The following is a 24429-nucleotide window of genomic DNA, read 5'->3' as shown; positions in this document are numbered from 1 at the left end:
CGGCTACGCGGGCGTGCGGCTGCTCGCGGACGACTGGTTCGGCGTGGCGCTGTGGTTCGTGGGCGCGGCGCTGCTGCACGACCTTGTGCTCCTGCCCTTGTACGCGGCCCTGGACCGGGCGGCCGTACGAGGGCTCGACGCGGCCAGGCGCCGCGAGTGGGTGCCGTACGTGCGCGTGCCGGGGGCCCTGTCCGGGTTGCTCCTTCTCGTGTGGTTCCCGCTGATCAGCGGCATGGTGGAGCGGCGCTACCGGCTCGGCACCGGACTGCCGGCGGACGTGTTCCTCGCCCGCTGGCTGCTGATCACCGCGGTCCTCTTCGGAGGCTCGGCACTGCTGCTGGCGCTGCGGGTGCGCAGGGCGGCGAAGTACCGGCCGCCGGCCGTCCACTGACCGGCCACGTCCCAGCCCCGCGCGTACCGCAGCAGCGCCCGCGTGCCGAGCCGCGCCCAGGGGAACGGGGCGTCGGCTCCGTCGGCGCCGGTGAGGTCGACGACCTGGACCCGGGCGCGTTCGTCGACGTCCACCGGAGCGGTCTCGGCGATCAGCAGGCCGCCGGGGCGCAGGACTTGCGCAACCCGGTCCAGCAGGGCGCGCGGGTCGCCGCCGATGCCGACGTTGCCGTCCATGAGCAGGACGGTGCCCCAGCGGCGCTCGCCGGGCAGCGGCTCGAAGACCGAGCGCCGCAGCGCCTGACCCCCGCGCCGCACCGTCTGGTCGACGGCGGCCTGGCTGACGTCGATCCCGAGGACGGCCCGTCCCCGGGCGGCGAGCTCCGCCACCAGCCGCCCGGGCCCGCACCCCACGTCCAGCACGGTTCCCTCACACCGGTCCAGCACCTCCCGGTCGACCACGTCGGCCCGGGCGCACCAGCGCTCCACCTCCAACGGCAGCAGCCACCCGTCGGCCCGCCGCAGGAACAGCGGCCCGCGACCGGCGCGCAGCGCCGCGGCGTACGGGCCGGCGGCCGCCCAGGCGGGGGTGGTGGCGGGCGGGGTGCTCATCGGGGCGGGCCCGGGCGCGGATCCGGTTGCGCGGGGGGTTGGGGGCGGGGGCGGGGGTCTGATGAGTGGGCCGGCGTGACCGTCGGACACCGGGCCAGCCGTGCCGCGAAGCGCCCCTCCGGGGCCAGGGCGGCGACCGCGTGGGCGTCGGCGGCGGTGTCGACGTCGCGCAGACGCGGCAGGTCGCGCACCCGCAGGCCGGCGGCGACGAGCCGGCCCCGTTGGACCGCGCCCGTCGTGGGCGTGGACATGGGGACGCCCCGCAGCAGGGCGGGGTCGGGGTCCGCCAGGCCGAGGGCCCAGAAGCCGCCGTCCTCCGCCGGGCCGAAACACGCGTCGCAGTCGGCGAAGTCCACGGTGAGCAGTTCCGGTGTCACCTGCGGCGTGTCCATGCCGATGAGCAGGGCCGGGCCGTCGCAGTGCGCGAAGGCGTCCGCCAGCCGTACGTCCAGCCCGCCCGCGCACTGCGGTACGACGTCGAAGCCGGGCGGCAGCCAGGGCCCGGGCGTGCCGTCGAGGCAGAGGACGCGCCGGGAGGCGGGCGTGGCCGCCACGGCGTGCAGGGTGTCCGCGAGGGCCGCCTCGGCCAGCGAGGCCGCCTCCTTCGGCGTGAACGGCGGCGTGAGACGGGTCTTGACCCGGCCGGGCCGCGGCTCCTTGGCGATGACCAGGAGCGTGGGCAGCCGACGCGACGGACGCGACGCACTCGACGGACACAACGGACGCAACGGGCTCGACGGGCTCGACGCACTCGATGGACTCAACGGACGGTTCCTCCTCCGTGCGCCGGGGCCTCACTCAGCACGCGGCTCATGTCCCGCACGGCCTGCCATGTCCCGCGCCACGTGCCGGTCACCTTCGAGGCCCCGGTGCGCGGCAGGTAGGGCACGTCGTGCTCGGCGATCCGCCAGCCGGCGTCGGCCGCGCGGACGACCATCTGCAGCGGGTAGCCGCTGCGCCGGTCGGTGAGGCCGAGGGCGAGCAGCGGTTCGCGTCGGGCGGCGCGCAGGGGACCGAGGTCGTGCAGGCGCAGCCCGGTACGGCGGCGCAGCATCCGCGTGAGCGCGAGGTTGCCGGCGCGGGCGTGCGCGGGCCACGCGCCCCGGCCCTGCGGACGCCGCCGCCCGAGCACCAGATCGGCCTCGCCGTCCCGCACTTCGCGCACGAAGGGGACGAGGAGTGACGGGTCGAGGGAGGCGTCGCAGTCGCAGAAGCACACGACGTCGGCGGTGGCGGCGGTCAGCCCGGCGTGGCAGGCGGCGCCGAAGCCCCGACGCGGCTCGTGCACGACGGACGCGCCGAGCGAGCGAGCGACCCGGTCGGAGCCGTCGGTGGAACCGTTGTCGACGACGAGGGCGCGCCAGCCCGGCGGGATCCGCCGGAGCACCCAGGGCAGGGCCTCGGCCTCGTTCAGGCAGGGCAGCACCACGTCGACGTCTGAAGGAGTCGTCGTCACGGTCTCACCCTACGAACGCGAATAGGGCATAACGGACGTCCGCTCCTTACGAAACGCGGACGTCGAGGCGCTGGCGATGCTCGGGCCCGGCGCAGGCGGACGCCCGATGCCAGGCTGGGGGCATGCAGCAGCCGTATCAGCACGAGGAGACCGCGGGCCCACCCTCGACCCGGATCCTGGTCGTCGACGACGACCCGACCGTCGCCGAGGTCGTCACCGGGTACCTGGACCGCGCCGGGTACGTGGTCGACCGCGCCGACGACGGCCCGAAGGCCCTCGCCCGTGCCGCCGCCCACCGGCCCGACCTGGTCGTCCTCGACCTGATGCTGCCCGGCATGGACGGCCTGGAGGTGTGCCGCCGGATACGCGGGCACGGGCCGGTCCCGGTCATCATGCTCACCGCCCGCGGCGACGAGGACGACCGCATCCTGGGCCTGGAAGTCGGTGCCGACGACTACGTCACCAAGCCCTTCAGCCCCCGCGAGCTGGTGCTGCGCGTGGAGTCGGTGCTGCGCCGCAGCAGGCCCGCCGCGACCGGTCAGCGACTGGCCGCGGCCGGCCTGACGGTCGACCCGGCTGCCCGCCGGGCCACCAAGAACGGCACCGAACTCGCCCTGACCGTCCGGGAGTTCGACCTGCTCTCGTTCCTCCTGCGGCATCCGGGACGGGCGTTCGGCCGCGAGGACCTGATGCGCGAGGTGTGGGGCTGGGACTTCGGCGACCTGTCGACCGTCACGGTCCACGTGCGCCGCCTGCGCGGCAAGGTCGAGGACGACCCGGCCCGGCCCCGCCTCATCCAGACCGTGTGGGGCGTGGGCTACCGCTTCGAACCGGATGGTGAGTGAACGTGCGGGACACCCTTCTCATCGCCGTCTACGCCTTCGCCGGTGCCGCCGCCACCGGGCTGGCCGGGGCGGCCGTACTGCGCCTGATCCGGCGCCGCTCGCTCACCGCGTCGCTCGCGGTGGTCGCGGCGGTCGGGGTCGTCGCGATGCTCGCGGGCACGCTGGCCGTGGCATGGGCGATGTTCCTGAACCCGCACGACCTGACCGTCGTCACGACCGTCGTCGCCATGGCGGCCGTGGTCTCCATGGCCACCGCACTCCTCCTGGGCCGCTGGGTCGTGGCCCGCAGCCGCGCACTCACGGCCGCGGCACGGTCGTTCGGCGACGGCGGGAACTTCGCCGCCCCCGACGGCCCCACAACCGCCGAACTCCACTCACTGACCCGCGAGTTGGCGGCAACCAGCGCCCGGCTCGCCGAATCCCGCGAACGGGAACGCGCACTGGAGACCTCCCGGCGCGAACTCGTCGCCTGGATCTCGCACGACCTGCGCACCCCGCTCGCCGGCCTGCGCGCCATGTCGGAGGCCCTGGAGGACGGCGTCGCCGCCGACCCCGACCGCTACCTGAAGCAGATCCGCACCGAGGTCGAACGCCTCAACGACATGGTCGGTGACCTCTTCGAACTCTCCCGCATCCACGCCGGCACGCTCCCCCTCACCCCCACCCGGCTCTCCCTCTACGACCTGGTCGGCGACGCGCTGGCGGGAGCCGACCCGCTCGCCCGGGAGCACGGGGTGCGGCTGGTGGGCGATCACATCGAGCCCGTACCGGTGGAGGTGGACGGCAGGGAGATGAGCCGGGTGCTGGGCAACCTGCTGGTCAACGCCATCCGCCGGACGCCGGCCGACGGCACGGTCTCGGTCGCCGCGGAGCGTTCCGCCGAGGGCGTGGTGCTGTCGGTGACGGACGGCTGCGGCGGCATCCCCGAGGAGGACCTGCCCCGCGTCTTCGACACCGGCTGGCGCGGCACGCACGCGCGGACGCCCCCGGCGGGCGCCGGCCTGGGCCTCGCCATCGTCCGGGGCATCGTCGAGGCACACCAGGGGCGGGCCACCGTACGCAACATCCCCGGCGGTTGCCGCTTCGAGGTGGTGCTGCCCGCCGCCGCTTCCTGAACACGGGCAGCACCACCGGTCCCGTGATCCCCCGCGGTCCTACGCGCCCCGCATCCCGGCACGTGCGAACTCCGCCATGCCCTCGGCGAACCCCACCTCCGGCTTCCACCCCAGCCCGTCCCGCAGCCGTGACGAGTCGGCGGTGATGTGCCGCACGTCCCCGAGCCGGTACTCCCCCGTGACGACCGGCCCGGGCCCGCCGTACGCGGCGGCCAGCGCCCGCGCCATCTCGCCGACGGTGTGCGGATCACCGCTGCCGGTGTTGTACGCCGTGAGCACACCCGGAGCGGCCTCCGCCTCCAGCGACACCACGTTGGCCGCCGCGACGTCCCGCACGTGCACGAAGTCCCGCCGCTGCCGCCCGTCCTCGAACACGCGCGGTGCCTCGCCCCGGGCGAGCGCCGAGCGGAAGAAGGAGGCGACACCGGCGTACGGGGTGTCGCGGGGCATTCCGGGCCCGTACACGTTGTGGTAGCGGAGCGCCACCGCCGAGCCGCCGGCGCAGCGGGCCCAGGCGGCGGCCAGGTGCTCCTGCGCGAGCTTGGTCGTGGCGTACACGTTCCGCGGATCGACCGGTGCGTCCTCGCCGACCAAGCCCGGGGCCAGATCCGCCCCGCACACCGGACACGGCGGCTCGAACCGGCCCGCGTCGAGGTCGGCGACGGCACGCGGCCCGGGCCGTACGACCCCGTGCCGCGGGCACTCGTACCGCCCCTCCCCGTAGACGACCATCGACCCGGCCAGCACCAGCCGCCCGACGCCCGCCTCCGCCATGGCGGCGAGCAGCACGGCGGTGCCCAGGTCGTTGTGCGAGACATATCCCGCCGCGTCGGTGAACCCGTTGCCGAGCCCGACCATCGCGGCCTGGTGGCAGACGGCGTCGACACCGGCGAGCGCGGGTCCGACGGCCGCCGGGTCCCGCACGTCGGCGCCGGGATCCTCCCGCACGTCGAACACGACCGGCTCGTGCCCGCGCGCGGCCAGCGCCTCGACCACATGGGACCCGATGAACCCGGCACCGCCGGTGACCAGTACACGCATACGGCCACGCTAGGCCCGCCCCGCTGCCGCACCACGGGAGCACGCCCTTACGTCATGACTCCGTAAGGCCTGAGGCGGACGTAAGACTTTCGTCATCCGCCGACCGCCCCCGAACGGCCGCGTCCGCCCGTTGAATGAAAGCGAGGACGGGCGACTCCCAGGAGGCGGGCGGCATGAGGCGGACGCGGATCACGTGGACGAGACGGTGGGCGATCGGTGCGCTGGCGGCGGCGGTCATCGGGCTCGGCTTCGGGCTCTACTGGTTCCAGCCGTGGAAGCTGTGGCAGGACGAGACGGTCCAGGAAGCCCTGCCCGGCACCACGACCGCCTCGAAGCCACCGGCCGGACCGCCGTCGCCCGGGGCACCCTCCGCTCCGGCGGCGCCGGTGACGGTGGCGGACGGCGACCTGATCAGCCACGAGCACACGACGTCCGGCACGGTGAAGCTCGTACGGCTGGCAGACGGATCCCACGTCGTACGCCTGGAGAACCTCGACACCAGCAACGGCCCCGACCTGCGCGTCTGGCTGACCGACGCCCCCGTGAAGGAGGGCAGCGCCGGCTGGCACGTCTTCGACGACGGCACCCATGTCAGCCTCGGCAAGCTCAAGGGCAACAAGGGCAGCCAGAACTACCCCGTGCCCGAAGACATCGACCCGGCCCGATACCGCAGCGTCACCATCTGGTGCGACCGGTTCGACGTCTCCTTCGGCGCCGCCGAACTCACCGGGGCAACAAAGAACCCCCGGGCCGTCGGCCAGGGGGCTTGAAGAAGAGCGGGTGACGAGAATCGAACTCGCGCTCTCAGCTTGGGAAGCTTGGGTCTTCTAGGGGCGCCTGTCGGGCTGGCCTGCGGCGGAGCGACTTTGACGCCTGACTGACTGTGGACATGGCCCCATCATTCCCCGTGGTTCCCCGCACGATCTGGCACGGGTCTGGCACGGTCGTCGTAAGAGCTTGTGGCCACAAGGCGACGAGGAAGCCCAGCTTCCGCTAGCGGCGGCCGGACCGCTCTTCCCGGAGACCGGCGCCGAAGAGCACTCCCGGAGTGCTAGCTCAGTCCTGACACAATACGTGCCATGAATATTGGGGGCACGGCCCTAACCGCCGCTGTAGCAGCCGTAGTTGCTGCCGCGCTGGGTGCCTGGGGTGCCGTGCGCGCGGCCAGACACAACAGCCGCACGCAACGCAGCAGCCAACACGAACACTGGCGTCGGCAAGGTCGAAGGGATGCTTATACCGCATTCGTCAGTATTGCTGCCGAGTACAGCTCAATTGCCGCACGTGCTTCCGTACTCGCCCAGGCAGATGGACCGCGGACCCAGGAGTTGCAGAGCCTCCTCGACCAAGCTGCGGAACTTGACGGTTCACTCGCGAAAGCTGCTGCGGTAGTCGGAGTCGAAGGGCCGCAGGACGTAGCAACGGCGGCAACCAGGCTGACACGCTCCCTGCAACAGTGGGTCAGCGATTCGCGGTACCGACACGAACCGCGCCCACAGCTGCGCCACGCTCCGCCCCCAGCTCCTCCACGAGCAACAATTCCCTCATCCGCCAGAGAAGACATGCGAGAGTTCCGCCGGCTGGCAAGCCTTGCCCTGGACGACCCGACTGCAGCACTCGGCTAGCGAGTGCGGGTTCGCCTCGGGAATGTAGCCGTGCCGGGACATCGCCTGATCCCGCCCCCAACTGGCAGGTCTCTCCGTGCCGAAGCGACTCGCCGGAGCGCCCTGCCTTGAGCGGGACGCCTCTCACCTGCTGCGATGCTTTACAGGCGTCCGTACTCGTCCGCCGCTCTCTATGTCGGCGTTGTCACGCACTTAGACACTCGTGTCCGTTACCACCCAGTACTCCTCTAGCCTATGGCCCACCGCGCGGGGTGGGGACCCCGCTGACGCAGGGGTGGGGTCATGAGGCTTGTCATTCTTGTCGGCTTGGCTGTGGGCGCCGCATACGTGTGTCGTGGCACACCGCTGTTCATCCCGGCGGTGATCGTAGCGATCTGCTCCTTCTGGTCCAACGGCGTCATGTCCAACTTCCGTCGCACGCCCGAGGTCCCACAATTCGCCACGCTCATGAGTCTGATCTGCTTTGTCCTCACCCTAATCTTCGGCGTAACGGGCTTGATCATCGGATGACTGAACAAGGTAACACCCGCCGCCTCGGGAGGGGCATATGAGCTTCTGGTTTGAGTTGGGGTTTGGCAGCAACCCTTACGTCGTTAAGCCGCTTCCATCGAGCGCAGACGGCCGCGAGTTGCTCGTTGGTCGAGACGTAGAGCTAAGGGCGTTACTGCGGAGGATCGAAGAAGGTGACACGCACGTTGTCCTCGAAGGTCCGAACGGGGTCGGAAAGACCAGCCTCGTGGCAGTGGCAGCCTGGGTTGCGACCGAGCGGTTCCTAGAAAAAAAGACCCCACAGCTCTACCTCGCCCTCCCCGAGCCGCTGCAAATCAAGGAAGATGCCTCCGAGTTCATTAGCGACTGTTACTTCGCTATTGCTCGCGCCTTCCTCGACAACGAGGAAATCTTGAAGCGTGCCGATCGCAAGGTCCCGCGCACCAAAGACATCAAGGCCTGGCTGGAATCTCCCGTATTGAAGGGACGCGGCTTCAATCTGTCGTCGCCATTTGGGGGTGGCGGAATGGCCGGGAGTGCTGCTGTCAATGGCTCTTCTGGATTCTCTAACGCTGGTTTCAGGGCCACAATCCGAACCTGGTTGCGGGACGCCTTTCCTGAGGGAACGGGCGGCATGGTGGGCGTCATCGATAACCTGGAACTTCTGGAGACGTCTAATGCCGCCCGCCGTCTTCTTGAAGAGATCCGCGATCCTGTGCTTCAGTTGACCGGGATGCGTTGGGTTCTTTGCGGAGCACGGGGGATCGCTAGAAGTGTCGCTGCAACCCCTCGCCTGAACGGCGTGCTTTCCGACCCCATCGAGATCACCCCAGTCGCGGACGAGTACATCCCAAATTTGATCGACACTCGATTGCGGCATTATTCCGTTAGGCCGACCAGTAATGCGCCGGTGTCAGCAGCGTCGTTTGAGCATGTGTACGAAGTGGCTCACAAGAACCTGCGAGATTCGCTGCGGCACGCTCAAAGTTTTTCGCAAGATAATGAATCGTCCTTCTTTCTCTCCAGGTCAGAATCGGAGATCGCCGAGGCATTCATTAAGTGGATCGAAAGCCTGGCTGTTAAGCATGAAGCTAGCGCCAAGCTGCAACCTCGAACGCGAAAGCTGCTGGAAGACCTGGCGGCCTTCGGGGGAACTTGCTCCCCGAGCGATTTCGATCAATTTGGCTTCAATGATCGAGCGCACATGCGAAAGAATGTAGTGGAGCTTGAGCGGTACGGGCTTGTCATCAGCAGCAAAGACGACGATGACCAGCGGCGGCGATCCATTGAAATCACATCCAAGGGCTGGCTAGTGCATTATGCCCGTTCGCAAGGGCTAAGTGCACCCACAATTCCGGGCCTATAGGTGCAGCTATGAAGGTCGGCGGAGCGGCTTTGGGCTGGAGCTGCTTTGGCGCGAGTGATCATGGCCCCGTAAGCTTGCGGCGCGTCGGGCAGTCTGTGGACCTGCCCGGTAAAGCACGACGTTGGGGCCATGATCTTCGAGGCTCGCGCCAAAGTGGCTGCCTAAAGCCGTGGAGCCGACCGCCCCAGCCACGACGTACCCTTTCTCTGACGTCAGGCGGCCGATTGCTGCGGGCGCGGCATGGGCGCCGGCCGGGCTGGAGCGGGGCGGAGACAGGAGCGCAGGCCCGGCCGGGGGCCGGGCCGCGCGCGGCGAGTGGAGCGAGCCGCCTTGAACCAGTAGAGAAAGTTGTAACTCAGTCAGTTGGGTGAGGTGATGGGTCGCTCGTCAGCCTTCGCCCCTTGCGGCTGGCAGTCTGCGCCTTCTGCCGAACTTCGGAGTGGCAGATGCGCAGAGAGTGACACCTTATTGGCTAGGCGGGTGCGGTCGATATGCGTAGAACCGACTTAGATCCTCGGTGCAATCCGTCACTTGGTGAGCACGCTACGTACGCTGCCCATAGGTCGTACGGACTAGGGGGCGAGCGTGACTACGACAGTGCAGCCGGGGACTCGTCCTCAGCCTGACGGGCCGGACGAGGGAACTCCTTCGAGGCGGCTGACTTGGTGGGCCCGGATTCGTAGGCCTCTAGCTTCCATCACTGCGGCACTGGCTGTGCTCGGAATCGCCTCATCAGCCACTGGTTACACGGTCAAGGACGACATCGTGCCGTGGGTAAGCCAGCATCTTCCCAATGCTCCAGGACCTACCACCTACACGATCACTTCCCCCGCACCGGCGAGCCAAGGCGAGCCCACGCTGATTCCCAGATGCACGCGGGTTGAGGTCAAGGTCAATGGTGAGCTGCCTGACGGTACGGAACTATGGGCCGGCAGCATTCTCGGCGAACGTAAGGCGGTCGTCGTGGCCTTGGAACCCCAGGTGGGTGCCCCCGGCACCTATGCATCCGACATGAATGTTGGTCGGATCCAGGATGTGAATCAGGAGCGGCAGCTTGTAGTGCTGACTTTGAGTTCCAAGCAAGCCGATTGGCTTCGTGGGGCCATGGATGTAACTCCCTACGACATCGGCAGCCGTGCGTGGCCGGAGGGGGCGAAGCCGGTTGGTTCCGTGTTCGTACGGAGGGACTTGGCACACACCGACGAGTGCTAGCGCCGGCCCCGGCTGGCTGTCCCTCGGGGGGTGTGCCTGTCGGGCGCTTTGTGTTCGCATCCAAGTGGACGTTCACTCAGTCCTCGATTTGCCACAGCGGAGCTGCGTACTGCTCCGGCCGGCTGTTGATGAGCAGCTGGCGCAGGGCCTCGCGCTGAGCGCCACCAAGGTTCAGAGCCTCTGTGAGCCGGCGGAACGTCGTGTGGGTGACTCCGCGGCTTCGGGCCTCGGCCTGGTACTGGTCGAGTTGGGGCAGCAACGAGTCGGCGTCCAGCGGCACCGGCCGCTGCTCCTTGAGCCATAGCGCCTTGTTGCGCTCGTAGTCGATCTCCGAAAAGCCGCACACTTCTCGGCTCAGTGCCTCGACCTCATCAAGGGTGGCCGTTGTCATGATGGCGCGGGCCAACTCGTTGTAGCCCAGCGCTTCGTCCAGGTCGACTTCGTGGATCCTCGGGCCTTCGTCGGTCAGAGGTATGGGGAGTCCAGCGTCGCGTACCTCGCAGGTGCCTCGTACTCCTCGTGCTGTCGCTGCGAGCATCCCTGTCGCCTCGGAAGGATGCCACTCCAGGACTGCGCTGACCGGCTCCACATCCGTGGCCGTGAGGGTGTGGACAGCCGGGCCAAGCATGCCGCTCATGGCGTCGAGCGGCAGTTCCCCGTCCAGTCCCGGCCCGGCAACCAACAGTCTGATGGCCGCGTTCACTTGACCGCATGCGGCCAGCGTGAGGGCATCCGCGAGGGGACTCTTCAGCGTCGGCTCGTCGCCTCGGGCCAGGATGTCGCCGCCCACGTCCAGGAGGTCGATCGACTCGGGCTGCAAGTGGGTCACCAGCTCTTCGAGTTGGCGTGTGATGCCCTCGGCGCCGTGTCGTGGATCGATCAGCGCGAAGGTGTGCGGGAGTTCTGCCGCAAGCCGGGGAAGAGTGGAACCTGCCGGCGCGATCGGGCGGGCCTGCGCCGGCACCTTCCAGACCGTCGGAGTGATCGGTTCAAGGCCGGTGAAGTTCTGGGGACCTCGGGGGCCTGGTACCGGGTCGATCAGCAAGCGGTCCCATGCATAAGTGAGGATCACCGCCCGGCCCGTGTCGTCGCCGTAGAGGGCGGCGTCAAGCATTGCGGCGGCGACTGCGTCGCCCCCTCCTCCTGCTGCGACGATCAACCGCGTCATGGGGCCCAGACTACGGGGTTCGGTCTTGACCACCCACCCTATAGTGGCCAGAGGCCATAGCCACTTGCCGTCCGCGCGGCACTGAACGAGGAGGGGACATGCCCCAGATCGAGGAGGCTCAGCCGAAGTATCTGCAGATCGCGCACTACATCCGCGATCAGATCCTTCGAGGTGACCTGAGGGCCGGGGATGAAGTCCCCTCCGAGCGGCAGCTGGCGGCGGGCTGGAACGTGTCGAGGCCGACGGCGGCTCGTGCGTTGCAAGCGCTCAGCCATCAGGGGCTGGTCGAGAAGCGGCAGGGGTCCGGCACGTATGTGCGGGGCCTTGAAGTCAACCGTAGGGCCCGTGAGTTGTACGGCCGTGCGCGCCAGACCGGGAAGATCTACACGCCTGGCGAGTACGCGGTCATCACGTCGGCCGGCTGGCTGGAGGCGCCGGATCACGTGGCTGAGGCGCTGGGGCTCGTGAAGGATCGGCGGGCTGTTCACCGGCGGCGGGTGACCAACAACCAGGACGGCCCCATCACGCTGTCCACGTCGTGGTTCGCGCCGGACGTCGGGCAGCGGGCACCGAAGCTCATGGATCCCGAGCGGATTCGCGAGGGGACCCTGATGTACGTCGAGAACATGACTGGACGCCAGGGGAGCTACGCGGAAGATCGGATGTGCGCTCGGACGGCGACGGAGGAAGAGGCCGCAGACCTCCGGCTTGACCCCGGATCTGCCGTGTTGGTCGTGCATCACGTCGTCTACGACCTGCAGGACCGGCCACTGGAGTTCGCCGAAGCCACCTACCCGCCGCACCGCTGGGCCTTCGAGCAGGGCTACCCGCTCGTCTGATGCACGGTCAGTTATGGCGAACCGCTTGCGGCTCCAAGTGGCTAATGCCACTATCCAGAAAGTGGCTAAGGCCACTTCATCGGAAGGGGGCACGGTGTGACGAGTCAGCGGCCGGACAAGGGCACGCACTTACCTTGCCGGGGATGTCGGGGGCGGGGATGGAAGCGTGTCGGCTCCCGTACGACCCTGGCGCTTGCCGCCGCCGCTGACCGCACCCGCGCCACGTCGAAGCGGCGCTGCCTCGACTGCGACGGCAGCGGCAGAGAGTGAGCACGGATGGCCTACACGATCGACCGCTATCCCTCCGAGGACTCCCCGCGACTCGGTGCCATGACCTTGCATCCTGTCGCGGAGTCCGTACCTCGGGCCCGGCGCTGGTTCCGGAAGTTCATCGCGCCGTACAACCCGGCCTGCTCGGTCGACGACTGTGCGCTGATGATCTCGGAACTGGTGACCAACGCCATCGTCTACGGCCGGTCTGACGACCCCTGGGTCGTCCGGGTGGAGTGGTTCCGCGACGGAGCTTCGCTCCGTGTCGACGTGCACAACCCGGGGTTCCCGGCGAACGTGCGGCTCCGGCATCCCGATGCCGACGAAGCACACGGCCGCGGTCTCCTCCTCGTCGACTCCATCGCCGAATCCTGGCACTTCGGGCCGAGTCGATTCGGCGGCACCGTGGTCTCCTTCGAGATGGCCGATGCCTGGCCGTCGTGACCGCAATACGCTCCGCTGGTACTGCGCCGGCGGAATCGTCGCTAGTCTGGTTGACCAGTTGACTTGGCCAATCTCGACAGGCGGCGGCACTCATGGCGTATGAAGTGGAGGCACCGAAGTACGTGCGCCTCGCTCAGACCATCCAGCGTCGCATCGAGGACGGCACATACGCACCCGGCACCCGCGTCCCCAGTGAGAATCAGCTGGTGCAGGCCTTCGGGATGTCCCGGCCGACCGTGGTCCGGGCGCTGGAGCTGCTGAAGCGCGACGGCTGGCTTGAGTCCCGGCAGGGGTACGGCACGATAGTGCGCGGACGTCCGGCGGTCGTCGAGAAGCAGGACCGCCGGGGGCGGCAGGCGCTGGCGCGGGATGAGTCGGAAGCTCCAGGGCGGCTGGTCGAAGTCGGCTACGTTCCCGTACCGGCGCGCGTCGCCTCCGTGCTCGGGTTGCCCAAGCGGGCGAAGATCCTCATGCGCCGCTTCCTGGTCGAGGAGGACGGCGAACCCGTTGAGCTGGTCTCGTCGTACTTCCCCGCCGGCCTGGTCGAAGGCACCGAGCTGGAGAGTGCCGAAGCGCTGAGCGGCAGTGCCCGCGCTCACCTGGAAGCGCGGAAGAAGGTGCGCTTCGATCACGTGACGGAGCGGGTCTCGGCCCGACTCCCCGAGCGTGCCGAAGCACAGCTTCTGGACCTTCCCGACGGCGTTCCCGTCCTCAGTGTCCTGGTCATCGCCTGTGACGCCTCAGGCCAGGCGCTGCAAGTCTCCGACGTGCTGCTGCCTGCCGATCGGCAGGAGCTAGAAGACACCTACCGCCTCAACTGAGCCCGAATCCAGGTCAGTTCTTCCCTTGGCTGCCTTCCGGATCGAGCTTGACAAGTCAACTTGGCATCCCTAGCTTCGAACTTGCTAAGTCAACTTGTCAGGTGGCGGGTTGATCGACTCAGAAGGAGAAACCTGTGCGCGTGATCCGCATTGATGCCTCGACCGCCACGATCCTGCTCACCGAAGCGCCGGCGCCGAAGGTGCGCGACCGGCAGACCGGTGAGATCGCGAAGGACGCGGTGAGCGGTGAGGCGCTGATGACCGTCGGCGTCGTCTACATCGACGAGGGCGAATCCTCGCTGATCCAGGTCACCATCCCCGAGAGCGGTGTGACGGGCGGCCTGACCGTCGGCGCGCCGGTCTCCCTGCCCGGTCTCGTCGCCCGGCCCTGGCAGAGCGTGTTCAACGGCCAGCAGCGGCATGGCATCGCCTACCGGGCCACCGCCGTGACGCCCGGTGCCTTCCCGATGGACCAGGCGAGCTGATCGACGTGACCGACCTGGTGACGTGGGCCGAGCTGGGCGGGTCGCTCGCTGCGGTAGGCGGCGCGGCCTACGCCCGGCACGCCCACCCGGCGGCGTACTGGTCCGCTGTCGGGCTGCCCGTCTCGGTGGTCCGGCTGCTGGCCTCGTACTCCTCGACCATGGACGCATGCGGCCTGACGGTCGAGCCGCCCCGGTGGCGGGCCCTAGCCGTCAAGGCGACCACTCGGCGTGAGGTCCGGCCGGTGCCTCCTCGGCGGGGCATAATCCGGCCCACCTCGACCGGTCTACGGCTTCGGCTGCGGCTGGCTCCGGGGCAGGAACCGGCGGACGTGGCGGCCTCGGCCGAACGGCTTCGGCACGCCTGGGGTGTGCACGCCGTGTATGTGCGGGACGTCAAGCCCGGTGTCGTGGAACTGCGGCTGGTCGGCTTCGACGTCCTGCGGAAGGTACGGATGCCTCGCAGGATCGACGCCGGTCCGCTCCGCGTGCCGGTGGCTCTGCGGGAGGACGCGACCGCCTTCGTACGGGACTACCGGGCCGTACCTCATGAACTCGTGCTCGGCGCCACCCTGTCCGGCAAGTCCATGTTCCTGCGGAACCTGCTTGCTGGGCTGGCCGCCCAGCCGGTGGTCCTGGTGGGGATCGACTGCAAGCGCGGTGTCGAGCTGGCGCCGTTCGCCCCTCGGCTCTCCGCGCTGGCGACCGACCCGGAGCAGGCGGCCGAGCTGCTGCCCGTACTCGTCAAGGAAATGGAGGACCGATACGACCTGATCAAGGCACGGCAGGGCATCACACCCAGCACTCCGGATGAGCTGATCACCTCGGACGTCTGGGGCCTGCCGGAGGGCGAACGTCCCTCTCCCATCGTGCTGTTCATCGACGAAGTGGCTGAGCTCTTCCTCGTCGCAGCGAAGAAGGAAGAGGAACGGCGGGACGAGATGGTCACCCAGCTGATCCGGCTCGCTCAGCTCGGCCGCGCGGCTGGCATCCATCTGGAAGTGTGCGGGCAGCGCTTCGGGGCCGAGCTGGGCAAGGGCGCGACGATGCTCCGAGCGCAACTGACCGGCCGAGTCTGCCACCGCGTGAACGACGAAGCCTCCGCCAAGATGGCACTCGGCGACATCGCCCCGGAAGCGGTCCTCGCCGCCTGCGACATTGCCCCTGAACGGCCCGGCCTGGCCGTCGCGGGCAACACGTCCGGCGGCTGGTCCCGCATCCGGACTCCCTATCTGTCTCTCTCCGACGCTGCGGCCACCTGTCGCGATACAGCGCACCTCGCTCCGGAGATTCCGGCGCTCTCGCAGTTCCGGCCGTACGTCCCGCCGGTGCCGGTGAAGGGGCCTGGCTCCGGGGCCACTCCTGAGCCGATCACCGAGTAACCCACCCCTCCCACGGTCGGCGCGGCCGTCCCGCGCCAAGTCCCTACCCCACCCATGCCCGGAACTGGAAGGAATCGCCGTGCGCGCTCTGCCCGTCCGCGTGGACGCCGTACTCGTCCAAGCGCTGATCGCCGCCGCGCTGTCCTTCGCTCATCTGCACGACCTGGCGCTGGCCGCCGGACAGCACGGCTGGAAGGCGTGGGCCTACCCGATCTCCGTCGACCTGCTCTTGGTCGCGGCCTGGCGGCGGCTCCGCTCCGGTGAGGCGAAAGCGGCCGGGTGGTGCTGGTTTCTCGTCGCCCTGACCGCGTCTCTCGGTGCCAACGTCGCCACCGCCGGACTGCTCGACCTCGACGATGTTCCGTCCTGGCTCCGGATCCTCGTAGCGGGCTGGCCCGCGGTCGCCTTCCTGGGCGGCACGCTGCTCGCCCACGGAACACCGAAGCCGAACGAGGCCCCGAGGACGGCATCCGAACCGTCCACCACAGCCACGGATCCGAAACCCATCGACGCAGGAACCCAACCGCCCTCGGCGGCGGCCGAACCACCCGGTGTCCAAGCAGAGCCGGCTTCGGCCCTGCCTTCCCCGGTACCGGCTGCCCTCGTCGCTCTCGCCCGGAAGGTCGCGGACGAACACCGTGCCCGGACCGGGATGCCCATCGACACCTCGACGCTTCGCGCCCGGCTCGGAGTGCCGATGCCGCTCGCCGAAGCCATCGCCACCCAACTCACCTGACCCCAGAGGACTCCACCTTGCGCCCGTCCACGCTCCGCGCGCTGAAGCGCGCCGCAGAGCTGACCCGCCAGAACCGCTTCACCGAAGCCGTGCTGATCGCCGAGCCAGTGATCCTCACCGCCGACCTCGACGAGAGCAACGAGATCCGCCGCTGGCTCGCCGACCACGTCACCGACTTCACCGACAAGACCGAGAGGGAGACCAGCTGATGCCCGCCAACCGCCGCTTCCGCCGTGTCGTCCGCATCGGCCCCGTGCAGGTCGGCACCTACTACGACGGCCGGGGCCGCGAGAAGCACGCCGCCGCCTGCACGGCTCCCCGCTGCGGCTTCTCGACCGACTACGACAACCGCGCCGCCGCCGAGCTGGCCGCCCGCACCCACCGCTGCCGCGTCCGCTGAGGAGACCCCCGGTGACTGTCTCGCTGCCGCTCGTCTTCGTCCTGGGCGTCATCGCCTGGGCCGCGATCAAGTTCCTCGGCATCCGCCTCTGGGTCGCCGTCGTGATCGCCCTCTTCGGCTTCTGGCTCTCGCACACCTTCCTTGCCCCGGCCATCGAATCCGGCACCCGCTCCGGGGTGGACGTCGTCAACCGCACCAACGACTGACACCCCGACCGACAAGGAGTCTCGCGATGTTCCGCCCCAAGCTGCCCGACAGCCCGCACGTCCCGAGCATCACCACTCACATTCCGCAGGATCACGCCCCGGCTACCTCCGCCGGCCGCCCGGTCACCTCGTTCATGGGGGTCGGAGCCGGAGCGATCGTCGCCGTTGTCGTCGTCGGCGTCGTGCTCACCGCGCTCCTCGCGGCCGTGGCCGTTTCCGCCATCGCCGTAGCCGTCGCCGCCGTGGTCCTGCGCTCCCTGCTCAATGGCGCGAACAAGCGCTGACCGGCCACCGGGGCGGCAGCAAGCCGCCAAGCATCCCGTCGCCCCGGGGCCGTCCCTCCCAACCGCCGAAACAGCCGAAAGGAAAACCCATCATCACCCGGCAGACTCCGCCCCCGCTGGCGGAACTCTCCATGTTGGCCTCCCTCGGCACCATGCCCGAGCTGGCCAGCCAACTCTCCACACTGGGCGGCTGCACCCGCCCCGTACGCCTCGACGGCCACCGCACCGAGTACGAGGTGAACCAGACCACTGGTGAGATCGGCCGCGTCCTGCACCACCTGGACTCGACCACCCTCCCCGCCGGGAACCTCCTCGTCCGCTGCAACAACCGCCGCGCCACCCGCTGCGCGGCCTGCGCCGAGACCTATCGCCGCGACACCTACCACCTGATCACCGCCGGACTTCGGGGCGGCAAGGGAACCCCCGAACGGGTCGCCACCCACCCGCGCGTCTTCACGACCCTCACCGCTCCGAGCTTCGGCCCGGTCCACAACCGCCCGTCGGGCGACCGGAACTGCCGCTGCGGCGACCGGCACGACGAGGGGGACGCCGTCCTCGGCACGCCTCTCGACCCTGACACCTACGACTACGAAGCGGCCGTGCTGTGGAACGCGCACGCCGGCGCCCTGTGGCGGCGCTTCTCGATTTACCTTCGCCGTGAGGTCGCCAAGCGTGCCGGTCTGACGCAGCGGGCGTTCCCGGACCATGCCCGGATCTCGTTCGCGAAGGTGGCCGAGTACCAGAAGCGGGGTGCCGTCCACTTCCACGCCGTGATCCGCCTCGACGGTCCGGAGGGTGGTGACTCCCCGCCTCCCGCCTGGGCCTCGGCCGATGTGCTGACCGACGCCATCCGGGCTGCGGCCACCGCCGCCCGAGTCGACGGCCCGTTGATCGACGAACGGGCACACGCCTTCGTTTTCGGCCGACAGCTCGACGTCCGTCCGATCCGCTCCGCCGACTTCGACGGCGCCCAAGAGCTGACCGAAAGGGCCGTAGCGGCGTACATCGCCAAGTACGCCACCAAGGGAGCCGAGACAGCGACCGGCACTCTCGACCGGCCGCTTCGCTTCCTTGCCGAGCTGGCACAGGCCAGGATCACCGAACACGCCCGGCGCATGATCCGCACCGCCTGGAGCCTGGGTGCTCGTGCCGAGCTGGCAGACCTCCGCCTGAGGGCCTGGGCCCACATGCTGGGCTTCCGCGGCCACTTCTCCACCAAGTCCCGCCGCTACTCCACCACCCTCGGCGCACTTCGCGACGCTCGCGCCGACTGGCGCAGGGCCCAATCGGCTCCGCCCGGCTCACGGAGCGACCAAACCACTCTCGTCCTCTCCCACTGGGTCTTTGCCGGAACCGGCCTGAGCGCCGGCGAGACGTGGCTCGCCGCATCCCTCGAACCCGCCCTTGGAACGGAAGGAGAGCCGACCGTATGACCGACCGCTATCTGTCCGTCGACCAGGTCGCCGAGCTGCTCGGTACCTCGGTGCGTTTCCCCCGGCGGCTCATTGAGGAGCGGCGCATCCGATACGTGAAGGTCGGTCGGCATGTGCGCGTCCCGGAGAGCGCGCTTGAGGAGTTCATCAAGTCCCGCACGGTGGAGCCGCTGAGGCGCCCTCGCGCCCGCTACGGGAGGGCGGCCTGATGGCCAACAAAAAGGGCAGGCGTCGCCGGTTCGGTGCGATCCGCCGGCTTCCCTCCGGGCGCTACCAAGCGCGTTATCCGGGCCCCGACGGTGTGATGCGCCCGGCTCCCGTCACCTTCGAGACGACTGCGGACGCGGATGACTGGCTCGCTGAAAGGCAGACTGAGATCCGCCGAGGCGAGTGGAGGGACCCCGAGGCCGGGGCAGTGAGCTTCCGGGCCTACGCCGACAAGTGGGTGGAGGAGCGGGAGCTGGCACCGCTTACTCAGGATCTCTATCGCTACCTGCTCGACAAGCACCTGACCGCCTTCGCGGACCTGGACCTGGACGAGATCACCGCACCCCGCGTGCGTGAGTGGCGGGCCGAACGACTGCGGACCACCGGCGCCAAGACGATGACGGCCAAGGCTTATCGGCTCCTCAAGGCGATCATGGAGACGGCCGTCGATGACGAGCTGATCCAGCGCAATCCATGCCGGATCAAGGGCGCCGGAAAGGAGAAGGCGGCCGAGCGTCGCATCGCCACCGTCGCCCAGGTCGACGCGCTCGCCGATGCGGTGGGGATGCGCTGGCGGCTCATGGTCTACCTCGGCGCCTACGGTCCCATGCGGCCGGAAGAGCTGGCCGGCCTTCGTCGCCGGGACGTCGACGTGGACACCCTCCGCATCAGCGTTCGCCTCGCCGAGCCGGAGCGGATGAACGGGCGGCGCGTCCAGGGGGACACCAAGTCGGAGGCCGGGACCCGGACTGTGATTCTTCCCGCGTTCCTGCGCCGGGAGCTCCGGTGGCACCTGGAGAGCTATGCCGAGCCGGGACCGGACGGGCTCCTCTTCGTCGGGGAGAAGGGGGCGCCCTTCCGGCGCAGCACCTTCGGGCGGAAGTGGCGCAAGGCACGGGAGGTCGTCGGCATGCCCGAGGGCTTCCGCTTCTACGACCTCCGCCACACCGGGCACACGCTGTCCACGCGGTCCGGTGCCACACTCAAGGACACGATGGTCCGCGCCGGGCAGTCCTCGGAGAAGGCCGCGCTGATCTACCAGCACTCCGACGAGGAGCGGCAGGAAGAGGTGGCGGCCGGCCTCGACGCGACCGTGCGGAAGGCTCGGGCTGAGGCTGCGAAGAAGGCCGCCGACAAGCCTTCTGGCACGAATCTGGCACGCGGCGAGTGATCACCGAAGACAGCAAAAAGGCCCGGGTCTCTGACCTGGGCCTTCTTCGTGGAGCGGGTGACGAGAATCGAACTCGCGCTCTCAGCTTGGGAAGCTGATGTTCTACCATTAAACTACACCCGCGTAAGGCGCCGACCGAAGAGCCGGTGTCCGAACGCTCGCCCACTGTACCAAACCGCAGGCTCCCGGTGTTCTCGCCGAGGGGCCTGAGTGTGCTTCAGGGGTGTGAGGCGGCTGCGGAGAGCGGGAGTTGGGGCGTACGGTGGGGGCACAGAGAGGGGTCCGGGCGGGACCGGAGTGCCGCCTGGAGGGGCTTCCCTTTGATCCCGTAGTGTGGCTTTTGTCGTCAGGCAAGCAGTAGCCAGACGCGGCTCTTGGGGAAGGGACTCTAGGACTTGATGGAGCGCACCGTCGTCCGCTGTGCCGATGGGCACGTGTTCACCACCGCTTCGTTCCCGATGCAGCAGGCCGAGCGCCTCGGCCCAGGGCGGCTCGTCCGCTGTCCGCGCTGTGCGCGGCTGCGGAGCGTCGTGCCGGTGGCGTTGGAGAAGCACTAGCCGGCACTGACCGGCACTGGCCGCCGGTGACCGGCTGTAGTCGTTCGTAGCCGGTCCGAGGCATCCGGGTACGGCATGGGCGCGTGGAGTCGTCGCGATTGTGGGGGCTCCGCGCGCCTTGCGTATCCTCGGGGCGTGCTTCTCTCAGACAAGGACATCCGGGCCGAGATCGACGCCGGGCGGGTACGGATCGATCCCTACGACGAATCCATGGTGCAGCCGTCGAGCATCGACGTGCGGCTGGACCGCTATTTCCGGGTGTTCGAGAACCACCGGTACCCGCACATCGACCCTTCCGTCGAGCAGGCGGATCTGACGCGGCTCGTGGAGCCGGAGGGGGACGAGCCGTTCATCCTTCACCCCGGTGAGTTCGTGCTGGCCAGCACGTACGAGGTGATCACGCTTCCCGACGATCTCGCCTCGCGGCTGGAGGGGAAGAGCTCGCTCGGGCGGCTCGGGCTGGTGACGCACTCCACCGCCGGGTTCATCGACCCCGGTTTCTCCGGGCACGTGACCCTCGAGCTGTCGAACCTCGCCACGCTTCCGATCAAGCTGTGGCCCGGCATGAAGATCGGCCAGCTGTGCATGTTCCGGCTCAGCTCGCCGGCCGACGCCCCCTACGGGAGCGAGCGGTACGGGTCCAGGTACCAGGGGCAGCGCGGACCCACCGCCTCCCGCTCCTTCCTCAACTTCCACAGGACGCAGGTGTGAGCAGCGTGAGCGACGTACGACGGGAGAACCTGACCTACGAGCGGTTCGGCACCGCGATCCGCGAGCTCGCGCAGACCATCGCCGACGACGGCTACGAGCCGGACATCGTGCTCAGCATCGCCCGCGGTGGCGTCTTCGTCGCCGGCGGCCTCGCCTACGCGCTGGACTGCAAGAACCTCCATCTGGTCAACGTCGAGTTCTACACCGGCGTGGGCACGACCCTCGAGATGCCGGTCATGCTCGCGCCCGTTCCCAACGCGATCGACTTCACCGACAAGAAGGTGCTGATCGCCGACGACGTCGCCGATACCGGCAAGACGCTGAAGCTGGTGCACGACTTCTGCCTGGAGCATGTCGCCGAGGTGCGCTCCGCGGTCATCTACGAGAAGTCGCACTCGCTGGTGAAGTGCGAGTACGTGTGGAAGCGGACCGACGACTGGATCAACTTCCCGTGGTCGGTCGAGCCGCCCGTGGTGAAGCGGAGCGGGCAGGTGCTGGACGCCTGAGGCCGGTTTGTTCACGGGGAAGGGCCCCTGGCGTCGTGCCAGGGGCCCTTCCCCTTTGCCCTTTGCCCTTTTCGTGAGCCGTGCGACGGCTTCTAGAACGTGCCCAGCTTCACGATCGACAGCAGTGCGATCAGCTGGATCGCCGACGCGCCCAGTGCCTTCGGCCACGGCAGGTCGTGGGACCGGGAGACCATCAGGGTCAGGAGCGCGCCGCCTGCGACCCAGGTGGCCCAGCCGAGGATCTGGACGAACGGGGCGTCGCCGCCGAGGAACATCGCGACGATCAGGCGGGGCGCGTCCGTGATGGACATGATCAGCATGGAGAGGCCGACCGTCGGCTGCCAGGCGCCGTCGCCGCCGAGCTGGCGGGCCAGGGTGTGGGTGACGACGCCCAGGATGAAGGCGCTCACCGCCATGGCGACCGCGGTCGTCAGGACGATCGGGACGGCGTTGGAGAGGGTCGCGTTGATCGCGTCCTCGCGGGCTCCGTCGAAGCCGAACACCGCGAGCAGGCCGTAGAGGAGGGTCACGACGAGGGCGGGGCCCCACATCGTGTAGTCCCGCATCTGGAGGAACGTCTGGTTCGGGGCGAGGACGATGCCCTTCAGCAGTTCCTTCCAGCGCAGCCGCGGGCCGATCGGGCCGGACGGGGCCGTGGAGCCCGCGCGGTAGGTGTCGCTGTGGGTGTAGGGGTCCTCACCGATGGCGAACGCCTGGGTGTGGCCGGGGTTGTTGGCCGCGTACGGGTCCGCGGTGCCCGGGTGGGGGTACGAGGAGCCGTCGTCGCCGAAGTACTCCGGTTCCCCTCCGCCGTGCCCGCCGTGCCCGCCGTGTCCGCCACGGCCGCCGTGACCGCCGTAGCCCCCGTGCCCGCCGTTCGACGGGGGCCACGGGCCGCCGCCACCGCCGTAGCTCTGCTGACCCGGGTACGGGTGCGGCTGCGGCGCCGGAGGTTGGCCGTAGGACGGGCCCTGGGGCGCCTGCTGTCCGTACGGGGGGTGTTGCGGTCGCGTGTGCGGGGCGCGGTTGTCCCGGCCGCCGCGTCCGATCCTGAATCCAGCCACGTCATCGAACGTACCTGGTCCCGGAGAGTGACGTGCCGGGCCCGGGGTTCCCGGCCCGGCTTTGCGGCCGAGCTGTGACATCCCTTACGGATGTCCGGCCCGCGTCCCCTAAGGGGCAGGGCGGGCCGGGGGGTTGGGGTCACGAGCCGCGCGGCGTCACTGCGCGATCGCCCAGGCGAAGTTGGCGTCCCCCTTGAGGGAGACGTTCGCTCCGGAGATGAACACGGAGCCCGTGGTGGTCGGGCCGGAGGCGGTGCCGCGCAGGGTGGTGATCGCGCCGGTGCCGTTCTCGTAGGCGGCGCCGACGACGAGGTCGGCCTTGCCGGTCTTGTCGAAGTCGACCAGGTGGACGGTGCCGCCGAACCAGTCCATGTACTCGGACGAGCCGGGCACGCCAGCGGTGTCCTGGTTGTAGCTCTTGGCGCCGGTGCCGGTGAGGCCCGCCGCGGAGCCGAACAGGACGGTCACCGAGCCGGCGTCCTTCACCGAGCCCAGGTCCTCGCCGGGCGCGCCGACCGCGACGTCGGCGTACGTGTCGCCGTTGATGTCGCCGACGCTGACGGACGCGCCGAAGATGTCGTCCGCCTCGCCGGAGCCGGGCACACCGGCGGTGTCCTGGTGGATGACGGTGGGCTTCTGGGCCGGGTCGGGGCCGTTCGGGCCGCCGTACCAGACGCTGATCTGGCCGCCGAGGTGACCGCCGGCCACGCCGGTCTGCGGGTCGGAGTGGTCGCCGAGGATCAGGTCGCCGTAGCCGTCGCCGTTGACGTCGCCGATGGTGCCGTGCCCGCCGTCGGCGGCCGGCAGTTCGGTGAGGGCGTAGTCGGACTCGGGGTGGTCCATGTTGCCGGGGTCGTGGCGGAAGTAGCGGATGTCGCCGCGCTCGTCGCCGTCGACGAAGAACGGGTAGACGCGCTCGGCGGCCTTGTCGCCGTTGAGGTCGCCCGCGATCGCCTCGTACGCGCCGCCCAGCTCGCCGACGTCGGTGTGGCTGAGCGGGGTGCCGGTGCGGGTGAACGAGCCGCGGTAGAGGTGGACGCGGCCCTGGCCGGTGGCGGTGACGTCGGTCTTGCCGTCGCCGTCGAAGTCGCCGGTGGCGACGGCGGCGCCGTAGCCGCCCCACTCGGGCAGGCCGGCCGGCTGCGGCAGGGCCGCGCCGCCGGACAGGCCGGCGGAGCCGCCCCACAGGATGGTGACCGAGCCGACGCCGTCGCGGTCGCCGATGGCCTCGAACTGGGAGCCGACGACCAGGTCGGCGTAGCCGTCGCCGTTCAGGTCGCCGGCGGCGAGGCTGCTGCCGAAGCGGTCGCCGGACTCGGCGGCGCCCGGCACGCCGGTGGAGTTCTGCGTGATCACGGTCTTCTTCGCCGCCGAGATGCCGGTGGACGAGCCGTACAGCACGACGACCGCGCCCGCGCCCTGCACGGAGCCGACGTCGGCGCCCATCGCACCGAGGGCGACGTCACGGTAGCCGTCGCCGTTGAAGTCGCCGGCCAGCCCGGAGGGCGCGGCGACGGCCGGGGTGGCGGGCAGGGCGGTCAGCAGGCCGGTGGTGGCGAGGGTGGCCGCGATGAGCAGGCTGCGCTTGCGCAAGGAA

28 protein-coding genes and 1 tRNA gene are annotated in these 24429 nt (G+C 69.5%); 21 read left to right on the top strand and 8 right to left on the bottom strand.

All coding sequences use genetic code 11. The annotated features are described in order from the left end of the window. Positions 1 to 246: 246 nt before the first annotated feature. The 3 genes from ACSU6L_RS17735 to ACSU6L_RS17725 all read right to left on the bottom strand — a co-directional run bounded on the left by ACSU6L_RS17735 (position 247) and on the right by ACSU6L_RS17725 (position 2458). Positions 247 to 1002, bottom strand: coding sequence for a class I SAM-dependent methyltransferase (locus tag ACSU6L_RS17735; protein ID WP_437057958.1), 756 nt, complete (start codon positions 1000 to 1002; stop codon positions 247 to 249). Then, positions 999 to 1685: a TIGR04282 family arsenosugar biosynthesis glycosyltransferase gene (locus ACSU6L_RS17730; protein ID WP_437064937.1), complete on the bottom strand. Its 687-nt coding sequence runs from the start codon at positions 1683 to 1685 to the stop codon at positions 999 to 1001. The genes ACSU6L_RS17735 and ACSU6L_RS17730 overlap by 4 nt, the downstream gene beginning before the upstream one ends. Before the next feature lie 77 nt (positions 1686 to 1762). Further along, complete coding sequence (locus ACSU6L_RS17725; RefSeq protein WP_437057956.1) at positions 1763 to 2458, bottom strand: glycosyltransferase family 2 protein; 696 nt, start codon at positions 2456 to 2458, stop codon at positions 1763 to 1765. 122 nt (positions 2459 to 2580) lie between these two features. Between ACSU6L_RS17725 and ACSU6L_RS17720 the strand changes: the two genes are divergently transcribed. Beyond that, the gene (locus ACSU6L_RS17720; protein WP_437057954.1) at positions 2581 to 3303 is read left to right on the top strand and encodes a response regulator transcription factor; all 723 of its coding nucleotides are present in this window, start codon (positions 2581 to 2583) and stop codon (positions 3301 to 3303) included. Between the two features lie 2 nt (positions 3304 to 3305). Beyond that, positions 3306 to 4418 (top strand): sensor histidine kinase, encoded by a 1113-nt coding sequence (locus ACSU6L_RS17715; RefSeq protein WP_437057952.1) that lies wholly within the window; start codon positions 3306 to 3308, stop codon positions 4416 to 4418. A gap of 39 nt (positions 4419 to 4457) precedes the next feature. Here ACSU6L_RS17715 and ACSU6L_RS17710 read toward each other — a convergent pair whose 3' ends face one another. Then, complete coding sequence (locus ACSU6L_RS17710; RefSeq protein WP_437057950.1) at positions 4458 to 5459, bottom strand: NAD-dependent epimerase/dehydratase family protein; 1002 nt, start codon at positions 5457 to 5459, stop codon at positions 4458 to 4460. 173 nt (positions 5460 to 5632) lie between these two features. Between ACSU6L_RS17710 and ACSU6L_RS17705 the strand changes: the two genes are divergently transcribed. The 4 genes from ACSU6L_RS17705 to ACSU6L_RS17690 all read left to right on the top strand — a co-directional run bounded on the left by ACSU6L_RS17705 (position 5633) and on the right by ACSU6L_RS17690 (position 10151). Continuing rightward, positions 5633 to 6229, top strand: a complete 597-nt coding sequence (locus ACSU6L_RS17705; protein WP_437057949.1) for a DM13 domain-containing protein — start codon at positions 5633 to 5635, stop codon at positions 6227 to 6229. A gap of 1137 nt (positions 6230 to 7366) precedes the next feature. Continuing rightward, positions 7367 to 7594: a hypothetical protein gene (locus ACSU6L_RS17700; protein WP_437057947.1), complete on the top strand. Its 228-nt coding sequence runs from the start codon at positions 7367 to 7369 to the stop codon at positions 7592 to 7594. Between the two features lie 37 nt (positions 7595 to 7631). Next, positions 7632 to 8939 (top strand): hypothetical protein, encoded by a 1308-nt coding sequence (locus ACSU6L_RS17695; RefSeq protein WP_437057945.1) that lies wholly within the window; start codon positions 7632 to 7634, stop codon positions 8937 to 8939. 714 nt (positions 8940 to 9653) lie between these two features. Further along, positions 9654 to 10151 (top strand): hypothetical protein, encoded by a 498-nt coding sequence (locus tag ACSU6L_RS17690; RefSeq protein WP_437057943.1) that lies wholly within the window; start codon positions 9654 to 9656, stop codon positions 10149 to 10151. A 76-nt stretch (positions 10152 to 10227) separates the two neighbouring features. Here the strand turns inward: ACSU6L_RS17690 and ACSU6L_RS17685 are convergent, their stop codons facing one another. Further along, positions 10228 to 11319, bottom strand: coding sequence for a DUF1152 domain-containing protein (locus tag ACSU6L_RS17685; RefSeq protein WP_437057941.1), 1092 nt, complete (start codon positions 11317 to 11319; stop codon positions 10228 to 10230). A gap of 98 nt (positions 11320 to 11417) precedes the next feature. On the opposite strand from ACSU6L_RS17685, the gene ACSU6L_RS17680 reads away from it, so the two are divergent. From ACSU6L_RS17680 to ACSU6L_RS17620, 13 genes are all read left to right on the top strand, one after another. Beyond that, positions 11418 to 12158 carry a GntR family transcriptional regulator gene (locus ACSU6L_RS17680; protein WP_437057939.1) on the top strand — a complete coding sequence of 247 codons (741 nt, stop codon included), beginning with the start codon at positions 11418 to 11420 and terminating at the stop codon, positions 12156 to 12158. 276 nt (positions 12159 to 12434) lie between these two features. Further along, a complete protein-coding gene (locus ACSU6L_RS17675; protein WP_437057937.1) occupies positions 12435 to 12872 on the top strand; it encodes an ATP-binding protein in 438 nt (145 codons plus the stop codon). Positions 12873 to 12964: 92 nt separating this feature from the next. Then, on the top strand, positions 12965 to 13693 hold the full coding sequence (locus ACSU6L_RS17670; RefSeq protein ID WP_437057935.1) for a GntR family transcriptional regulator: 729 nt from the start codon (positions 12965 to 12967) through the stop codon (positions 13691 to 13693). A gap of 134 nt (positions 13694 to 13827) precedes the next feature. Continuing rightward, on the top strand, positions 13828 to 14178 hold the full coding sequence (locus ACSU6L_RS17665; protein ID WP_437057933.1) for an SCO3933 family regulatory protein: 351 nt from the start codon (positions 13828 to 13830) through the stop codon (positions 14176 to 14178). A 5-nt stretch (positions 14179 to 14183) separates the two neighbouring features. Then, entirely contained in the window at positions 14184 to 15557 is a 1374-nt protein-coding gene (locus tag ACSU6L_RS17660; RefSeq protein ID WP_437057931.1) for an FtsK/SpoIIIE domain-containing protein, read from the top strand. A 79-nt stretch (positions 15558 to 15636) separates the two neighbouring features. Beyond that, on the top strand, positions 15637 to 16293 hold the full coding sequence (locus tag ACSU6L_RS17655; protein WP_437057929.1) for a DUF2637 domain-containing protein: 657 nt from the start codon (positions 15637 to 15639) through the stop codon (positions 16291 to 16293). A 17-nt stretch (positions 16294 to 16310) separates the two neighbouring features. After that, positions 16311 to 16502, top strand: coding sequence for a hypothetical protein (locus ACSU6L_RS17650; RefSeq protein ID WP_437057927.1), 192 nt, complete (start codon positions 16311 to 16313; stop codon positions 16500 to 16502). After that, positions 16502 to 16693, top strand: coding sequence for a mobile element transfer protein (locus ACSU6L_RS17645; RefSeq protein ID WP_437057925.1), 192 nt, complete (start codon positions 16502 to 16504; stop codon positions 16691 to 16693). Before ACSU6L_RS17650 ends, ACSU6L_RS17645 begins: the two co-directional genes overlap by 1 nt. Positions 16694 to 16704: 11 nt before the next feature. Further along, positions 16705 to 16899 (top strand): hypothetical protein, encoded by a 195-nt coding sequence (locus ACSU6L_RS17640; RefSeq protein ID WP_437057923.1) that lies wholly within the window; start codon positions 16705 to 16707, stop codon positions 16897 to 16899. A gap of 26 nt (positions 16900 to 16925) precedes the next feature. Then, on the top strand, positions 16926 to 17183 hold the full coding sequence (locus tag ACSU6L_RS17635) for a SpdD protein (RefSeq protein ID WP_437057922.1): 258 nt from the start codon (positions 16926 to 16928) through the stop codon (positions 17181 to 17183). A 131-nt stretch (positions 17184 to 17314) separates the two neighbouring features. Beyond that, positions 17315 to 18616 carry a replication initiator gene (locus ACSU6L_RS17630; RefSeq protein WP_437057920.1) on the top strand — a complete coding sequence of 434 codons (1302 nt, stop codon included), beginning with the start codon at positions 17315 to 17317 and terminating at the stop codon, positions 18614 to 18616. Beyond that, positions 18613 to 18825 carry an excisionase family DNA-binding protein gene (locus ACSU6L_RS17625; RefSeq protein ID WP_437057918.1) on the top strand — a complete coding sequence of 71 codons (213 nt, stop codon included), beginning with the start codon at positions 18613 to 18615 and terminating at the stop codon, positions 18823 to 18825. The genes ACSU6L_RS17630 and ACSU6L_RS17625 overlap by 4 nt, the downstream gene beginning before the upstream one ends. Then, a complete protein-coding gene (locus tag ACSU6L_RS17620; RefSeq protein ID WP_437057916.1) occupies positions 18825 to 19994 on the top strand; it encodes a tyrosine-type recombinase/integrase in 1170 nt (389 codons plus the stop codon). Before ACSU6L_RS17625 ends, ACSU6L_RS17620 begins: the two co-directional genes overlap by 1 nt. Positions 19995 to 20043: 49 nt before the next feature. Here ACSU6L_RS17620 and ACSU6L_RS17615 read toward each other — a convergent pair. Further along, positions 20044 to 20117: transfer RNA gene (locus ACSU6L_RS17615), tRNA-Gly, on the bottom strand. A gap of 569 nt (positions 20118 to 20686) precedes the next feature. On the opposite strand from ACSU6L_RS17615, the gene dcd reads away from it, so the two are divergent. Continuing rightward, positions 20687 to 21262 (top strand): dCTP deaminase, encoded by a 576-nt coding sequence (dcd, locus tag ACSU6L_RS17610; protein WP_073943112.1) that lies wholly within the window; start codon positions 20687 to 20689, stop codon positions 21260 to 21262. Between the two features lie 5 nt (positions 21263 to 21267). After that, positions 21268 to 21768, top strand: coding sequence for a phosphoribosyltransferase (locus ACSU6L_RS17605; protein WP_073943356.1), 501 nt, complete (start codon positions 21268 to 21270; stop codon positions 21766 to 21768). 92 nt (positions 21769 to 21860) lie between these two features. Here the strand turns inward: ACSU6L_RS17605 and ACSU6L_RS17600 are convergent, their stop codons facing one another. Next, entirely contained in the window at positions 21861 to 22913 is a 1053-nt protein-coding gene (locus ACSU6L_RS17600) for a Yip1 family protein (protein WP_437057913.1), read from the bottom strand. 75 nt (positions 22914 to 22988) lie between these two features. Then, positions 22989 to 24425 carry an FG-GAP-like repeat-containing protein gene (locus ACSU6L_RS17595; RefSeq protein ID WP_437057911.1) on the bottom strand — a complete coding sequence of 479 codons (1437 nt, stop codon included), beginning with the start codon at positions 24423 to 24425 and terminating at the stop codon, positions 22989 to 22991. Between the last annotated feature and the right edge of the window lie 4 nt (positions 24426 to 24429).

The sequence above is a fragment of the Streptomyces sp. enrichment culture genome, assembly GCF_964272855.1.
Classification (GTDB): Bacteria; Actinomycetota; Actinomycetes; order Streptomycetales; family Streptomycetaceae; genus Streptomyces.
The sequence above is the reverse complement of the archived record's forward strand: the minus strand, read 5'-3'. Positions and strand labels throughout refer to the sequence as shown.

Excerpts from the sequence above, each read along its gene's own strand:
- ACSU6L_RS17670 (WP_437057935.1), top strand. The coding sequence starts at position 12,965 with ATGGCGTATGAAGTGGAGGCACCGAAGTACGTGCGCCTCGCTCAGACC.
- ACSU6L_RS17695 (WP_437057945.1), top strand. The coding sequence starts at position 7,632 with ATGAGCTTCTGGTTTGAGTTGGGGTTTGGCAGCAACCCTTACGTCGTT.
- ACSU6L_RS17700 (WP_437057947.1), top strand. The coding sequence starts at position 7,367 with ATGAGGCTTGTCATTCTTGTCGGCTTGGCTGTGGGCGCCGCATACGTG.
- ACSU6L_RS17600 (WP_437057913.1), bottom strand. The coding sequence starts at position 22,913 with ATGTCACAGCTCGGCCGCAAAGCCGGGCCGGGAACCCCGGGCCCGGCA.
- ACSU6L_RS17620 (WP_437057916.1), top strand. The coding sequence starts at position 18,825 with ATGGCCAACAAAAAGGGCAGGCGTCGCCGGTTCGGTGCGATCCGCCGG.
- ACSU6L_RS17625 (WP_437057918.1), top strand. The coding sequence starts at position 18,613 with ATGACCGACCGCTATCTGTCCGTCGACCAGGTCGCCGAGCTGCTCGGT.
- ACSU6L_RS17705 (WP_437057949.1), top strand. The coding sequence starts at position 5,633 with ATGAGGCGGACGCGGATCACGTGGACGAGACGGTGGGCGATCGGTGCG.
- ACSU6L_RS17720 (WP_437057954.1), top strand. The coding sequence starts at position 2,581 with ATGCAGCAGCCGTATCAGCACGAGGAGACCGCGGGCCCACCCTCGACC.
- ACSU6L_RS17675 (WP_437057937.1), top strand. The coding sequence starts at position 12,435 with ATGGCCTACACGATCGACCGCTATCCCTCCGAGGACTCCCCGCGACTC.
- ACSU6L_RS17680 (WP_437057939.1), top strand. The coding sequence starts at position 11,418 with ATGCCCCAGATCGAGGAGGCTCAGCCGAAGTATCTGCAGATCGCGCAC.
- ACSU6L_RS17710 (WP_437057950.1), bottom strand. The coding sequence starts at position 5,459 with ATGCGTGTACTGGTCACCGGCGGTGCCGGGTTCATCGGGTCCCATGTG.
- ACSU6L_RS17685 (WP_437057941.1), bottom strand. The coding sequence starts at position 11,319 with ATGACGCGGTTGATCGTCGCAGCAGGAGGAGGGGGCGACGCAGTCGCC.
- ACSU6L_RS17635 (WP_437057922.1), top strand. The coding sequence starts at position 16,926 with ATGTTCCGCCCCAAGCTGCCCGACAGCCCGCACGTCCCGAGCATCACC.
- ACSU6L_RS17645 (WP_437057925.1), top strand. The coding sequence starts at position 16,502 with ATGCCCGCCAACCGCCGCTTCCGCCGTGTCGTCCGCATCGGCCCCGTG.
- ACSU6L_RS17735 (WP_437057958.1), bottom strand. The coding sequence starts at position 1,002 with ATGAGCACCCCGCCCGCCACCACCCCCGCCTGGGCGGCCGCCGGCCCG.
- ACSU6L_RS17630 (WP_437057920.1), top strand. The coding sequence starts at position 17,315 with ATGTTGGCCTCCCTCGGCACCATGCCCGAGCTGGCCAGCCAACTCTCC.